At 62.9% G+C, this 13,553-nt stretch carries 24 protein-coding genes and 1 tRNA gene; all 25 read left to right on the top strand.

The window, feature by feature from the left end; all coding sequences use genetic code 11:
• Window positions 1-41: 41 nt before the first annotated feature.
• The 25 genes from ACFU5M_RS19110 to ACFU5M_RS18990 all read left to right on the top strand — a co-directional run bounded on the left by ACFU5M_RS19110 (window position 42) and on the right by ACFU5M_RS18990 (window position 13,454).
• Window positions 42-215, top strand: a complete 174-nt coding sequence (locus ACFU5M_RS19110) for a hypothetical protein (protein ID WP_379050800.1) — start codon at window positions 42-44, stop codon at window positions 213-215.
• On the top strand, window positions 212-535 hold the full coding sequence (locus tag ACFU5M_RS19105; RefSeq protein ID WP_379050797.1) for a hypothetical protein: 324 nt from the start codon (window positions 212-214) through the stop codon (window positions 533-535). Before ACFU5M_RS19110 ends, ACFU5M_RS19105 begins: the two co-directional genes overlap by 4 nt.
• Before the next feature lie 284 nt (window positions 536-819).
• Window positions 820-1,623: a hypothetical protein gene (locus ACFU5M_RS19100; protein WP_379050794.1), complete on the top strand. Its 804-nt coding sequence runs from the start codon at window positions 820-822 to the stop codon at window positions 1,621-1,623.
• A gap of 131 nt (window positions 1,624-1,754) precedes the next feature.
• Window positions 1,755-2,075 (top strand): hypothetical protein, encoded by a 321-nt coding sequence (locus tag ACFU5M_RS19095; protein WP_379050793.1) that lies wholly within the window; start codon window positions 1,755-1,757, stop codon window positions 2,073-2,075.
• The gene (locus ACFU5M_RS19090; protein WP_379050791.1) at window positions 2,056-2,724 is read left to right on the top strand and encodes a hypothetical protein; all 669 of its coding nucleotides are present in this window, start codon (window positions 2,056-2,058) and stop codon (window positions 2,722-2,724) included. Before ACFU5M_RS19095 ends, ACFU5M_RS19090 begins: the two co-directional genes overlap by 20 nt.
• Before the next feature lie 3 nt (window positions 2,725-2,727).
• The gene (locus ACFU5M_RS19085; protein ID WP_379050788.1) at window positions 2,728-2,907 is read left to right on the top strand and encodes a hypothetical protein; all 180 of its coding nucleotides are present in this window, start codon (window positions 2,728-2,730) and stop codon (window positions 2,905-2,907) included.
• Between the two features lie 304 nt (window positions 2,908-3,211).
• Window positions 3,212-3,514 (top strand): cyclic-phosphate processing receiver domain-containing protein, encoded by a 303-nt coding sequence (locus tag ACFU5M_RS19080; protein ID WP_379050786.1) that lies wholly within the window; start codon window positions 3,212-3,214, stop codon window positions 3,512-3,514.
• The gene (locus ACFU5M_RS19075) at window positions 3,511-3,879 is read left to right on the top strand and encodes a DUF4326 domain-containing protein (RefSeq protein WP_379050783.1); all 369 of its coding nucleotides are present in this window, start codon (window positions 3,511-3,513) and stop codon (window positions 3,877-3,879) included. The genes ACFU5M_RS19080 and ACFU5M_RS19075 overlap by 4 nt, the downstream gene beginning before the upstream one ends.
• Complete coding sequence (locus tag ACFU5M_RS19070) at window positions 3,876-4,652, top strand: metallophosphoesterase (protein WP_379050780.1); 777 nt, start codon at window positions 3,876-3,878, stop codon at window positions 4,650-4,652. The genes ACFU5M_RS19075 and ACFU5M_RS19070 overlap by 4 nt, the downstream gene beginning before the upstream one ends.
• Before the next feature lie 33 nt (window positions 4,653-4,685).
• On the top strand, window positions 4,686-5,963 hold the full coding sequence (locus ACFU5M_RS19065; protein ID WP_379050778.1) for an RNA ligase family protein: 1,278 nt from the start codon (window positions 4,686-4,688) through the stop codon (window positions 5,961-5,963).
• Window positions 5,960-7,228 carry an AAA family ATPase gene (locus ACFU5M_RS19060; protein WP_379050775.1) on the top strand — a complete coding sequence of 423 codons (1,269 nt, stop codon included), beginning with the start codon at window positions 5,960-5,962 and terminating at the stop codon, window positions 7,226-7,228. The genes ACFU5M_RS19065 and ACFU5M_RS19060 overlap by 4 nt, the downstream gene beginning before the upstream one ends.
• 49 nt (window positions 7,229-7,277) lie before the next feature.
• A complete protein-coding gene (locus tag ACFU5M_RS19055; RefSeq protein ID WP_379050773.1) occupies window positions 7,278-7,469 on the top strand; it encodes a hypothetical protein in 192 nt (63 codons plus the stop codon).
• Window positions 7,466-8,080 (top strand): hypothetical protein, encoded by a 615-nt coding sequence (locus tag ACFU5M_RS19050; RefSeq protein WP_379050771.1) that lies wholly within the window; start codon window positions 7,466-7,468, stop codon window positions 8,078-8,080. The genes ACFU5M_RS19055 and ACFU5M_RS19050 overlap by 4 nt, the downstream gene beginning before the upstream one ends.
• Window positions 8,077-8,724, top strand: a complete 648-nt coding sequence (locus ACFU5M_RS19045; protein WP_379050769.1) for a DNA-methyltransferase — start codon at window positions 8,077-8,079, stop codon at window positions 8,722-8,724. The genes ACFU5M_RS19050 and ACFU5M_RS19045 overlap by 4 nt, the downstream gene beginning before the upstream one ends.
• Entirely contained in the window at window positions 8,721-8,990 is a 270-nt protein-coding gene (locus ACFU5M_RS19040; RefSeq protein WP_379050766.1) for a hypothetical protein, read from the top strand. Before ACFU5M_RS19045 ends, ACFU5M_RS19040 begins: the two co-directional genes overlap by 4 nt.
• Complete coding sequence (locus tag ACFU5M_RS19035; RefSeq protein WP_379050763.1) at window positions 8,987-9,268, top strand: hypothetical protein; 282 nt, start codon at window positions 8,987-8,989, stop codon at window positions 9,266-9,268. The genes ACFU5M_RS19040 and ACFU5M_RS19035 overlap by 4 nt, the downstream gene beginning before the upstream one ends.
• On the top strand, window positions 9,265-9,606 hold the full coding sequence (locus ACFU5M_RS19030; protein ID WP_379050761.1) for a hypothetical protein: 342 nt from the start codon (window positions 9,265-9,267) through the stop codon (window positions 9,604-9,606). Before ACFU5M_RS19035 ends, ACFU5M_RS19030 begins: the two co-directional genes overlap by 4 nt.
• The gene (locus ACFU5M_RS19025; protein ID WP_379050757.1) at window positions 9,607-10,308 is read left to right on the top strand and encodes a GIY-YIG nuclease family protein; all 702 of its coding nucleotides are present in this window, start codon (window positions 9,607-9,609) and stop codon (window positions 10,306-10,308) included.
• Between the two features lie 244 nt (window positions 10,309-10,552).
• Window positions 10,553-10,622 (top strand) — tRNA-OTHER (locus ACFU5M_RS19020).
• 349 nt (window positions 10,623-10,971) lie between these two features.
• Entirely contained in the window at window positions 10,972-11,184 is a 213-nt protein-coding gene (locus tag ACFU5M_RS19015) for a hypothetical protein (RefSeq protein ID WP_379050754.1), read from the top strand.
• A 57-nt stretch (window positions 11,185-11,241) separates the two neighbouring features.
• On the top strand, window positions 11,242-11,469 hold the full coding sequence (locus ACFU5M_RS19010) for a hypothetical protein (protein WP_379050752.1): 228 nt from the start codon (window positions 11,242-11,244) through the stop codon (window positions 11,467-11,469).
• A 376-nt stretch (window positions 11,470-11,845) separates the two neighbouring features.
• On the top strand, window positions 11,846-12,814 hold the full coding sequence (locus tag ACFU5M_RS19005) for a lipase family alpha/beta hydrolase (protein ID WP_379050751.1): 969 nt from the start codon (window positions 11,846-11,848) through the stop codon (window positions 12,812-12,814).
• The gene (locus tag ACFU5M_RS19000) at window positions 12,811-12,948 is read left to right on the top strand and encodes a hypothetical protein (RefSeq protein ID WP_379050743.1); all 138 of its coding nucleotides are present in this window, start codon (window positions 12,811-12,813) and stop codon (window positions 12,946-12,948) included. Before ACFU5M_RS19005 ends, ACFU5M_RS19000 begins: the two co-directional genes overlap by 4 nt.
• A complete protein-coding gene (locus tag ACFU5M_RS18995; RefSeq protein WP_379050740.1) occupies window positions 12,941-13,183 on the top strand; it encodes a glutaredoxin family protein in 243 nt (80 codons plus the stop codon). The genes ACFU5M_RS19000 and ACFU5M_RS18995 overlap by 8 nt, the downstream gene beginning before the upstream one ends.
• Window positions 13,167-13,454: a hypothetical protein gene (locus tag ACFU5M_RS18990; protein ID WP_379050737.1), complete on the top strand. Its 288-nt coding sequence runs from the start codon at window positions 13,167-13,169 to the stop codon at window positions 13,452-13,454. The genes ACFU5M_RS18995 and ACFU5M_RS18990 overlap by 17 nt, the downstream gene beginning before the upstream one ends.
• The last annotated feature ends 99 nt before the right edge of the window (window positions 13,455-13,553 follow it).

Below are 13,553 nucleotides of genomic sequence, written 5' to 3'. Positions count from 1 at the left end.
TGTTTTGGGTCGCCTGGTCTACGCGGCCGAAGGAATCAACGATGCATAGCCGAACCGACACGCACCGTTTCTGGTGCGTCTCCCACGGCTGCCTCATGTACGAAGGCCGCTGGATCAGCGACGAAGAACGCCTACAGGTGCGTCGACTCCACACCATCATGCACCGCCACTTCACGGTGAAATCCTTCCTCGACGACCTGGAGAACACAGAGTGAAAAGAATCGGCGCGTGGTTCGCCCCTCGTCTCGACAACTTCGATGGCGGCGATTTCGCAGCCCTGGTCGTCTTCGCAATCTCGGCGGGGGCAGGTATCGCGCTCGATGACCCTGCCCTGTTTTTCGGCTGCGTCTGGGGGTTCCTGCTGTCGATCAACGTCGCTGGCTGGAAGTCGGAAGCCCGGAAGTGGCGCAGCAGGTTCGAAGACGCGCAGCAGAACCAGCCAGTGATCCACGTCCACGGCGATCCCGTAAAGGCAGCAGAACGCGTCAAGGAACTCGCCAGGATCCACGATCTGCGGTACGGCCCACGTGGCTGACCGGGACGAAGCCGGCGACGAGTTCGACTGGCTAGACGAGTCCGATGCGTGCGTGACCTGTGGCCTGTACTGGGAGGACTGCACGTGCTGAACCGGTGGCGCAGGAACCGTGAACACCGCACAAAGCCCGCCCGGCCTGTCGTCTGCGACTGCGGAACCCGCTTCGAGCATGAGTATTCCGAGTTCGTTGCCGAAGCGATCCGAGTGCTCGGCGCACACGGCGTGAATGGCCCCTACGCAACCCTCTGGCACGCACCCGACTGCCTCAAAAACGGAGACCAGTAGTGCACTACCACCACTTCGTCATCGATGAAGCCGCCCAACGCCCCTCCGCCAACGTGTTCCACCACAAGCGGCGGTTCTGGTCATGGCGGCGAGACGAAACCAGCGACGGCAGAGAATTTGGCGCCCACATCGAAACGATTGTCAAGAAGCCTGAACCGACCTTCTCCGCCCGCTTCCACGTCGGCACGGCCGGATCAGAAACCCCGTTCGACGGACACCTCACCATCCTCGGCAGCGGCATCTACTGGGGAATCGAAGCAGGCTGGAAGCTCGCCGACTGGATCACCCGCGAGAAGCGCCACCAGTACGAGGGCCGCGACCTCAAAGTGTCCATCCACGACGGGCGTCTCTGGCTCAACATCTGGACACACCCAGGGAGCTGGGAGCGCGGCGAATTCGCTGCCTGGCGTGAGCGCAGCTTCAAACTGAACCCGCTCGACATCCTGTACGGCGAGCGACGCTTCTCGTTCGAGGACATCGAAACCGCGGCGATCGCTGTGCGCATGCCCGAAGCGACCTACCCAGTGATAGCGAAGCTCCAGAAGCAGTCGCTTGGACGACCGAAGGCGAAGAAGCGCATCGAGAGTTGGGTGGTGGACGTCGACGCGCCGAAAGGTATCCCGTACCGCCTCGACCTGTCCGGATGGAAGGGCGACCGGGTATACGGGTTCGGCGTGCCCTTGCGGGAACGTCGCACCGACTGGGAAACCGACGCCCGCCACGCGATCGAAGCATGGGTGCTGCAACACCGCGGCGACACCGGATTCCGCACACCAGACCCCGTGGAATCCGCAGATGCCTGACCGCAACTACGACAACGGCGGGTTCATCAGCGAAACCCGGTACCTCGCCGTCTTGCACCCCGACGAATGCGTCTTCGACCGGCAATACCGCTGCGTCCGATCAGAACACCAGCATGACGGAGACAACTCTAATGTTTGACCCCGACGACCAGTTGCGGCAGGCGCTCTCGGCACACATCGCAGCCGACCAGCTCGCAGCGCTCGACATCATCGCCGGAATGCTGGGAAAGCATGGCGCCGCACTGCGCGAACCGCTCGATGCCCTGCGGCGCGACATTGCCGCTCGTGCAGAGCAGGACAAAGCCATCGGGCAAGCGTTCAACGACATGCGTCCCCGTGAACACCGTTTGCCGCCCGAACTTGCTGGGGCGCTCATCCGGATAGCGATCCAAGCATCCGGCTTCGACATCACCGCAATAGGGGAGGGGGCTGATGAGCGAGAACACGACTGAGCTAGTCGCGGGCGCACGAGCGGCATTCACCGACGCCGTGCACCAGCTGATCGGATTGCGCCCCGACAGCATCGAACGCGACGACTTCGGCACGCAACCCATCGTCCGCGACTCGCTGTACGTCGAGCTGATGGAAGCCAGGTACGGGGAATGCGTGGGGGAGACCGTGCGCCGGCAAGGCACTGGTTCCCGCACACCTGGTTGGACGGACGCTATTTCGCTGCTGGACCGGATCGACCGCACTGTGGCGCGATGGTGGCCGAACATCAACGGCCTCGCTGACGACTACCCTGATCGGCCGATCACCGTGCAGAGGCTTTACATCCTCGTGGACTGGCCGTGGTCGCCGCACGAACTCGCGGAGCTGAAGCGGTACACGCGGCAGGTTGAGGTGTGGGTGGAACGGGCGAACATACTCCTGCCTACCGCGGTCACGCACACGTACGAGCTGCGCGCCGCCTGTCCTGCCTGCGGGGAAACCACGACGACAGTGGATGACGGCAGCGGGGAGTTGGTGCGGCAGTACGTGCTGCAAGCCGATCAGTCGTCGGCACGGTGCGTGGCGTGCGAAACCAGTTGGGCGCCGGAGTGTTACCGGGTTCTCGCGGCGATGATCGGCTCGGAGATGCCGCCTGGCGTTTTGGAGTAGCCAATGAAACGAAACCTGAAAGTGGGCGACAGGGTGATGGCGCTCGTCGGGCGGCAGCCCGAAGAAGGCGTTGTCACCTATGTGTCCTCCAGCGGCTACGAAGTCGCCTTCTCCGTCGAAGGCTGCGACGAACCCTTTACCCGTCTCTACCGGTTCAATGAAGTCGAAGAGGGCAATGGATGACACTTCGTACGGGAGTCTCCGAGCGCTGGTATTGGTTCCATCAACGGGGCGTGTTCATGCACTGCGCGGGTGTGTTCTGGCCGTGCGTTCTCGACAACATCACCCACGAGGTGTACAAGCATCGGTTGATGTTGCGGAGACGCGCCGGGTGGCGTTGGGTCTGCCCGACAGTGCCTCACCCGACCCCACTGTCCTGGGTTTGCCGCTGGCACGACGACGCTGCGCGACGCGGCCACTACCGGAAATACGAACCCGCCGTCACTGCCCGCGCACGCCGAATCCGCAAACTGGGGTGGGGGCGGCGGTGAAGCTGTTCGTCGACGATGAGCGGCCCGCGCCCGACGGCTGGATGCTAGCGAAAACGAGCCTCGACGCCATCGCGTGGCTGCACCTGTCGCGGGCGCGCGCCGAACGACTCGAAGCCCTTTCTCTCGATCATGATCTCGGCGGCGACGACACCACGCGCCCGGTCATGTTGTGGATGTGCGAGAACGAGTATTGGCCGCAATGGATGAAGGTGCACTCGATGAATCCAGTCGGATGCGACTGGTTGAAGGGCATGGCCGACCGATACGGGCCAGGCGACATGGTGAGGACGTGGGCGTGACGCCGAAACGAATCCAACGCAAGCGCGAGCGCGGCTGGAGAATGCCGGAAGGCGCTGTCGCCGTCAGTCGCCCAGGCTATTGGGGCAACCCGTTCCGCGTCGGCGACAGCGTCGGATCGGTCTTCGCGACCGACCCGACCCTGTGGGATTGGGGTGGGCTCCGCGAGCTGCCCGACGAACATGTCCTCACCGCGCAAGAGTGCGTGGACGCATACGAGAAGTTGATCCATCGCAAGGTCGGCGAATCCGGTTGGACGATGGCGTACGAAGCTTCCGTCTGGCTGCGTGGCAAAGACCTCGCTTGCTGGTGCAAACTGGCGGACCCGTGCCACGTAGACCCGTTGATGCGGGCGGCGAACTCATGAGCGAACTCGACGCCTGGGAATCCCTCAACCCGATCAAAGTCGTGGGAGCGGGGGATTGGCACGGCAACGGAAATTTCGCTGTTCGGGCGGTTCGCTACGCCGCCGATCAAGGCGCTGACGTCATCTTGCACGTTGGCGACTTCGCTTTCGACTTCGCGCCGAAGTACATGGCCGCGCTGCAACGCGCGCTCGAAGACACCGGACTCACGCTTGGGTTCGTCAGTGGGAATCACGACTCCTACGACTACCTCGACAAGCGGGAAGCCGAACACGGCTGCACCGCGATCCCGTTGCGCCCGAACATCTACTACCTGCCGCGCTGCTACCGCTGGAGTTGGAACGGCATCCGATTCCTCGCCATGGGTGGCGCAGTCTCCGTCGACCGACAGTGGCGCATACCAGGCCGCGAATGGTGGGACCGCGAAACCATCACCTTCCGCGAAGCCCAGAAAGCCACCGACGACGGGCTTGTCGACGTGATGATCTGTCACGACGTTCCGGCCGGCGTCCACATTCCCGGAATCGCAGGCAACCCGCACGGCTTCCCGCAACGCGAGATCGACGCATCCGAACAGCATCGGTATCTGTTGCGGCAGATCGTCGACCAAGTGCAACCCAAGCTGGTGTTCTCCGGGCACTACCACTGCCGTCACACCGGGATCCTGCACGGCGACGGCTACACCAGCGAAGTGCACATCCTGGACTGTGACGGTGCGGAGTTCGACGACAACATGACCGTGGTCGACCTGGGCTTGCTCGCAAATGGCGTGTAGACAACGCTGTAGCGTGCACTATAAGCTATAGCGATGAAGCTTGCGCCACCCGCAAACCCGAATTACGCCGCCATCGTCGCGCGAATCCCCACCCTGAACAGCCTCGAAGGCTGCGACAACATCGTTGGCGCACCACTCCTCGGATTCCAGGCAATCGTCAGCAAGGACACTCAGCCCGGCACGGTCGGCATCGTCTTCACCGCCGAAACTCAGCTGTCGGAAGAGTTCGCGCGGATCAACAACCTGCACCGCGAAAGTGGGCTGAACGCTGATCCGGACGCCAACGGCTACCTCGAAGCCAACCGTCGCGTCCGCGCGATCAAACTGCGCAAGCATCGCTCCGACGCACTGTTCATGCCGCTGTCGTCGCTCACCTACACCGGGATTGACCCTGCGGATCTGAACGTCGGTGACACCTTCGACCAGCTCAATGGCCACGAAATCTGCCGCAAGTACGAGCGACCGGTAGCCCAGGGCAACCGCCGCGATCCGATGGCGAAGGCGACGAAAGAGTTCGAGCGCGTCGACGCCAAGTTCCTGCCCGAGCACTACGACACGTCGCGGTACTGGGGCAACGAAGACAAGATCCCCCAGTCCGCGCGCATCATCGTCACACAGAAGCTGCACGGCACCTCCATCCGCATCGGCAACACCGTGGTCCGCCGTCAGCCGACATGGCGCGACAAGATCGCGCAGCGGTGGCTGAAAGTGCCCGTCACCCAGTACGGCTACGACAACGTGTACGGGTCGCGGAAAGTCATCAAAGACGTCAACAACCCCAACCAGAACCACCATTACGGCACCGACATTTGGACCCACTGCGGCAAGCAGCTTGACGGGCTGATCCCCGAAGGGTTCGTCGTGTATGGCGAACTGATCGGGTGGACGCCGGACGGGGCGCCGATCCAGAAGGACTACACCTACAACGTCCCGCAGGGCGAGGCGCACCTGTACGTGTACCGCGTCGCGCACGTAAACCCCCAGGGGCTTGTGACCGATCTGGCGTGGCCGCAGGTTGAGGAATTCTGCGTGCAGCGCGGCCTGAAGACCGTGCCCGTGTTCGCGGAGATGCTGCACGCGGACTTCGACCCCGCCGAATGGATCGACCGCCGCTACTTCGAGCAGTACCGGCATGCGGTCCCGCTCTCGGGGTCCAAGAAGCTCGTCGATGAAGGTGTGTGCGTTCGCTGGGATGGGCTGATCCCGACCATCCTCAAGGCCAAAGCGCCGATCTTCCTTCAGCACGAAACCAAGACCCTCGACGATGCCAGTGCAGTTGACGTCGAAGCCGAAGGCGCTGTAGCGGCATGAGCGAGATTTGGCGTGCGACAACAACGCATGGCGTGATCGACATCGAAGTGGTGCGGGGCGGAAGCAACAAGCGTGCCCGCTTGACGATCACTCCCGAACGACTGGACGTGAAGCTCGGCCAGGAAACCGACGTGTCGTTCGTGGTCGCGGTGGCCACACACGTCGCGGAGCAGCTGAAAGACGAGCCATGCTCGTTCCGCGGCGACTTCTACCGCGTCGGTGACCGTGTGGACGCGAAGATGCGATCCACCAACCGCGAGCACACGCACAGGTTCGAATACGAGCGCGGCGACATACTAGCGCGAACGATCGTGGAAAAGCTGCCTGAACCCGTCGTTGACCCTGTGACGAGCCCGAAGATCGTGATCCCGCGCGGATGGCCGCGCTCAGGGAAAACCGAACTGTACGCGAAGCTCCGCGCCGAAAACCCCATGCTGGCGCGCGTCTCCCGTGACGACACCCGCGCAACCCTGTTCGCCGAACACGGCGTCCTGGAGTACGAGCAGGAACAGCTCATCAGCCGTGTCGAGCGCACCCAGGCGGAGGAGCTGTTGAAGAACGGCTACGACGTCTACGTGGATGCGCTGAATCTGCGGAAGAAGTGGGCGGAAGGCTGGGCCGACTTCGCGGTCCAGCACGGCGTCAACTACGAGGTGATCGACCTCGACACGGACGTAGAGGAGTGCGTGCGCCGCGACAAATCCTCCGGTGAAGCAGGCGGACGCACCGTGGGTGAGGCCGCTATCCGGGAGATCGCGAAACGGTTCCCGCGCAAAACATGGCCGACCATCACGCCCAGTTCGGGGAGCGGCCCCGAGCTGGTGCCGTACGTGCCGGACGAGTCGCTGCCGCCGGCGTGGATCTGCGACATCGACGGGACGCTCGCGCGGAAAGCACCCGACCGCGATATCTACGACCTGACGCGCGTGCATGAGGACATTCCGATTGCGCACATGGTGGAGATCATCCGGAAGCTTGCCGCCGATTCGGCGATTGTGCTGCTGTCCGGGCGTGACGACTCGTCTCGTGCAGTGACCGAACAGTGGTTGCGGGCGAACGGTATCCCGTTCACGGAGTTGCACATGCGCCGCGCGGGCGATCTGCGGCGTGACGACACGGTGAAGCTGGAGCTTTTCAACGCGCACCTGCGCGACCGCTTCCAAATCTTGGGCGCTTTCGACGATCGGCTGCAAGTTTGCCGCCTGTGGGCAGCTCTCAATGTGCCGCTTCTTCGCCTGGGCATCCCCGACCACGACGACTTCTGAGGTGATCGTGAACAACCCACTCTTCTGGATTTGGGTCACAGGCGCTGCCATGACCATCATCCACAACTACCTCACATTCGATACGCAGATCGCGGGCGTGAAAGAAGCCGGACGTGGACTGCCCGCCGCCGTCATCGCTTTCATCTTCATGCTCGCCCTCGTCGGGGTCGTCATCCTGTGGCCCATCCCGAGCCTGTGGAAGCTCGCCACCCATGACCCCAAGAAGGGGGAGAAGGCATGAATTTGTTCGATGCGGTCGCGGCCTTCAACCGTGCCTGCGATGTCCGCTTGTTGAATCAACCAGGCTGGGTGTCCGATGACGAACTGTCGTTGGCGCTGCGGTTGATCGACGAGGAAACCAGCGAACTCGTCGACGCCCTCACCGCCCGCGACCTGATCGAGGTTGCCGACGCGATAGCCGACATCATGTACGTAACGGCAGGACTGGTGTTGCGTATCGGCGGACGCTCCAAGATGGGCAACGGCGAATACCTGTTCGACATCACCCACCGCACGCCCGGATGGCCCGTGTACGACCTTGATTGGGCGGACGTGTGGCCGGACAAGGCGCGCACGGAAGCACGCCTGCTGCGGTCGGCGGTAGAGCAGCGAGAGCACGGGCTCACATGCGCGTACGCGCGGATCGTTCTGTCTTCGTGTGCACTGCTCGGTGGGGTACTCGCGCTACCCATGCGATCAATTTTCGAAACCGTTCAAGCGAGCAACATGAGCAAGCTCGTCGACGGCAAGGTGCTGCGCCGCGAAGACGGGAAAATACTGAAAGGCCCCGACTTCCAGCCGCCCGACATCGCTGGCGTCCTCGCACGCCACGGATGGACGGAGGCCGCGTGAGTCCATCACCGTACTACCGGGACGAAATGGTGACGCTCTACCACGGGAACTGCCTGGAGATAGCCGCCTGGCTGGCTGCGGACGTGCTCGTCACCGACCCGCCGTACGGCATGGACTACAACTCCGGGTGGGTGAAGGGCAGGGAGGACCGGCCCATATCCGGGGACAAGACGACACAGGCTCGGGATACTGCGCTGGAGCGATGGGGGACACGGCCCGCGATCGTGTTCGGGACCTGGCGCGTCCCTAAACCGAGTGGGGTCCGGCAAACTGGGATCTGGGACAAGGGCGACGACCCAGGTATGGGTGACCTTTCCATTCCGTGGGGCTCGTCGTTCGAAGAGTTCTACATTCTAGGCTCCGGATTCGTCGGCAAACGCGGCGGAGCCGTTATTCGCATGAACAAACCCCCGGTATCCAACCGCCCCGACCATCCGACTCCTAAACCCGTCGGGTTGATGGAACGTTTGATCGTGAAGACCGTGGGGACGGTGGCCGACCCGTTCGCGGGCTCCGGCTCTACCCTCCTCGCCGCCCGCAACCTTGGCCGCAAGGCGATAGGTGTCGAGCTGGAGGAGCGGTACTGCGAGCTGATCGCAAGCCGTCTCGCGCAGGGTGCCTTCGACTTCGGGGAGGCGGCGTGATCGCGAAATTCGTCTTCGTGCAGATGCGGAGGCACCCAGTGCTCACCTGTTGGTGCGTGTACTGCGACAGCGAGTGGCGCAGAGTGGTCACGGAGCTGGACCCGGACGCGCGAGAGCTGCAGAGATTCCACATGATCGTGTGCCCCGTTTGCGGCAACAAGCGCTGCCCACGCGCCACCTACCACGAACACGACTGCACCAGAAGCAACGAGTCCGGCCAAGAAGGCTCGGTGTACGGCGGCTTCATCTGGGAGGGGCGGACGTGACGGACATGGATGCGCCGACGATCGGTTTCTGCCATCACTGCCAGAAGCAGGCGTACAGGAGCCGGAAGGACGCACGCACCGCGGGCCGGCGTCGTTTCCCCGGCGACAAGATCCAGGGCTACAGGTGCTCGCATATCGACGGTGCCTGGCATATCGGGCACGTTGCCGCGGAGGTGAAGTCGGGGGAGATCCCGAAGCACCTGTTTTATGGGCCGCGCGGGGTTGGTCGGGTGCGGGAGAAGCAGGGGACACGGATCGTGAGGAGTAAGGCGTCGTGACTATGCGCATCGTGAAGGCCGTCCACACCTGCTACGCGTTGCCGTCAGCGTGGGATGTGTGGACGGAGCAGGGCGAGTATCTGCATTTGAAGTACCGGCGTGGTTTGGCGTCGGTGTGGGTTGGGCCGGAGGATGAGGGTCCGCTGGAGTTGGAGAGCGCGCTCCGTATCGGCCACCGGTTGGACGGGCTTGCGACGCTCGAAGAGTTCTGTGAGGCGATGGGGTTGGAGTTGGCGTTAGAGGAACCGTATGTGCCGCTGCCGGATCCGAATGCAGGCTACGACGAGGCGGACGATGATCCGCCGTGGGCGTTTGACGGCCGAAATAGAATTGAATAGTTGGTCCAGTTATCAGTTCTGGGGGTTGGCATTTCTACCGAATCTGCGATGCCGGGCTATAAGGTCGTCCGTGGACGTCAAATGGGTGCTGAGCGATCGTATGAGCGGGTTATCTGCGGGCAGCCCGACTGCGAGGTTGAAGCAGCGGACGCCTTCGCATCTGACGTTCGGCTGTGTGTGTTTCATTGGCAGAAGGCGATCCGGGACTTCAATGTCGCTACCGAGACGCTGCGTGCTGTCGAGTTCGAACGCGATCGGAAGGTAAACGAGGTCGTACCAGCGGACGCGGAGCGTCTGAAATGGTCATGCCCAGCGTGTGGGGAACGCGGCACACTCTGGGTTGATGGCCTTGTGGAAGTGACGCGATGCGCTCTCTGTGCCTATGAGCGGGATGAGCAGGAGTACCGCCGACGGATGACACAATCGCACCTGTTCCGCGCTTTCGGAAAGAGTGTCGTCTACTATGTCAGATTCGGTGCCTACGTGAAGATCGGGTACACAGGCAATCTGGGCCGACGGCTGTCCGATCTGGCGCATGACGAAGTTCCTGCTATCGAGTTCGGGGCGCGCAAGTTGGAGAAGAGGCGGCATGGCCAGTTCCGAGCATCACGCCATACTAGGGAGTGGTTTCGAATGACCCCCGAACTGGTTGACCACATTGAGGAACTGATGTCGCCTGAGGCTCTCCAGTCGGCAGCATGACGTAATGTGACCGAAATAACTTTCTTTGATGTTTTCCCAGGTTGGCGCGCTTCCATGCTGCAAAATCGCAGTCAGTCCGACCGGAAAATGACAACTTTGGTTGACAAAACGGTGTCCCTGTGAGAAATTGACGTCGGGTATCTGCGCCCAAAATCCAGTCGGCTCCGGCTGAGGGCCGCGGGGAACCAGATGCGGACGCTCTTCCTAGGACGTGAGGGTCTAGCTGCAAAACTTCATAACGGATTCCTCGATAGCTCAGTGGTAGAGCGCCCGATAGAAAGGGACGGTCCCGCGTTCGATTCGCGGTCGGGGAACAAAGCGCGGCCTAGCTAGCTGCGCTGGTGGTGACAGAGTGAGCGGCTGATGCGTGATCGGGCCGCGAATGTGTGCGATGTCGGGATCCTGACGGCCGAGTGGCTGGTAGGGGATGGCTTAGCGGCCGGAAACCGATGCCTCAGCGGGTAAGTCGCAGCACCGGGACTACATAGCCTTACGGTCCATGCCCCGGTCGGAGCCTAGGAAACTCCCCACCCTTAGCTTGCCGCCCCTTCGCGGAGGGGTTGGAAGTGGGCCACGGGATTACTCGCCGGATCGGCGAGGCCCGTGGCCCGCAATCTTTCATGCTCCGGATGGATGTTCCGGTCCCGACTACAGGAGCATCCTTTGAAGAACATCAACGTCGAACGCTATGACCACCCGTCGATCACTGGCGCCTGGTCCGGGCTTATCGAAGGCTCCCGCGACGACGGATCGACCTGGATCCTGTATCTCGATGCGAACGGCTCGCCAGCCCTTTACTGGGCGGAGCGTGACGAGGACGGCGGCGTCATCGGTAATCCTGTAGTTCTTTGCGATGTATTCGGATATTCCGAATAGTTGCCACGCTGACCTGCGGATTCCTTTTTCAGAAGTAAACGGCACGAGGGTGTGACGATGTTCAATCAGCCGAACTACCGAGTGATGGCCGCGCCCTACCCGGATGGCGGGTGGCGGGTGTTCCATCCCGGCACGAAGACGCTCGCGGATATTGCTGAGCGCGACGACATCAAGTTCTTCATGGCGAAGTGGATCTGCCGAAAGACGGGCGATCCTATCGAGAACGTGCATGTGCTGCTGGACGTTGTGAGCGCCAGCGAGATCGTGGCGGCCGAGAACGTCTGACTCCAGATTCCGCCGACGAGGCGGCCTGAACTTAACCACGCGTACATGCGTGGTGCGACCTCCAACAACGAGGTAACGCAGTGGTAGTGGCGGTGCTGCCCAGAGAACACCTACCGCATCCTTTTCGCCACCACCCTCGTGCCCCATTCCGACCGGGGCCGCCAGCGCCGATCTCACGCCGCAGCTGGCTGTAGGGAATCTAGGTGGCGAGCCGCTGGCAGCCCACGGCGCCGCGGCTGGCCCGCCGACCGGTTTTCGCTACCTGGGAGTCGGCGGGCCTCAACGTCTCCCGAGCGTGTTTGCGCGCGCCCATAGAATTAGTGTTAACGCTATCGCATAGCGTGCACGCAACATTGAAAGCCTCCAGGAGGCTCCCATGACCCGATCGGGCCGCATCACCGCACTCTGCACCTGCGCCATCGCAGGCGTCACCTTCCTCGGCCCGTTGGGTTTCGCTGCCCCCGCCGCGAGCGCCGCACCAGACTGCCGCGACATCGTCATCGGTGTCGGAGGCAACGGACAGCGAGCACTGGAACAGGCTGGGGGGCCGACGCTGATGGCCGACCAGCTCGCACACTATGCGGCAGAAGGCTATCGGGTCGAATCGCTGGACTACCCGTCCTCGATCTGGCCCACCGGTCCGTACACGAAGGACCAGTCCGTCACCGAGGGCACCGCGAAACTTCGGGAGCGCGTCGACGCCTACCGCGCCGAATGCCCCGGCGGACACGTGACCGTCGTCGGACATTCGCTCGGCTCCGAATTCGCTGACCAGGCGAACGCTGACCGCGTCATCACCTACGGCGACCCACGCCAACCCGGCGGCGTCTACGACTCCCTGCCCGGCATCTACCCCGGCACCAGCAACCCCGGCACGAATCCGGCAGCACCCAACCAGGTCCGCGTCTGCCACGAATTCGACGCCATCTGCGATTCGCCCGCGCCGTGGTCCGACCCCGCGAAATTCGTGCAGGGTTGGGCTGGTTACGCGATGGGCTGGCACGGGTACGCGCCTGGCGAAGCCGACGACCTGCCGCCCGGTGACTACTTCATCGAGGAACCCGCACCGCTGCCGTGGCTGCCCGAATCGACACCGACCGGGATCCCGGAAGCACCGCACGCTTCGTTGCCGGCGTGGGAGCCTGGCCCGCTGCCGTCGTTGCAGGACTTCGATCCGCTCGTCGACGCCGTGACCCCGGAGCCGTACCGCCCGACGCCGCTGAGTGACTACGTGCCGGACGAGATCGAGCCGTACATCCCTGCCGAAGCGCTCGCCTACGTTCCCCCGCCGCTGCCGGAGATCGCGCTCCCGCCGCTGCCCGACCTGGGGGTTCGACTGCCGTGACCTCGATCGAGAAGCTAGAGGAGCGCGTCAAAGACGATTTGCTCCGGGTTCAGCGCCTGAACTACGAACTTGCGTGCGCGCAAAGCGAATACGCCGCAGCACTCGACGCGCTGAAGAGGGGGCTCGATGGCTGAAATCACCCTCTACAGCCAGCCGGGATGTGAACCATGCAAGGCAGTCGCCCGGAAGCTTGATCAGCTCGGCGCCCCGTATCGCAAGGTCGATGTCACTCAGGATGATGCAGCGCTTGCCCATGTTCGCGGCCTCGGCTACAACACCACGCCTGTGACGGTTGTCGGCGAACACCACAAGCACGGTTACGCACCGGACTGGCTAAAATGGGCGGCAGAGCATGCCTCGAACCCCTGAACAGAAAGCCGCCGACGAAGCCCTCACCGCAGCGATCGAACAAGCCATGCGCGCACACTTCCCCGACGATGACGACCCCGGCCTACTGATGGACTACACCGTCATCGCGGCACGTGGCGGCATCGACGACGAAGGCGAACGATGGGCATCCACAGTCTCGCTCACGCGAGACAACAATGTGCCCAGCTACGTCCAGATCGGGCTATTGGACACTCGCCTCACATGGTTGCGCGCTGCGATCCAACGCGCTGACGAAGACGACGAAGAGTAACGGCGACCGTGGGTGCAGAAAGCAAGAGACCCCGGTCGATTACGGCACCATCTTGGTGGTTGCTGCCGTGATCGCCGGGGCGCTCATGCTGGTCCGCCG

It is taken from the genome of Nocardia sp. NPDC057455, assembly GCF_042802775.1.
GTDB lineage: Bacteria > Actinomycetota > Actinomycetes > Mycobacteriales > Mycobacteriaceae > Nocardia.
The sequence above is the reverse complement of the archived record's forward strand: the minus strand, read 5'-3'. Positions and strand labels throughout refer to the sequence as shown.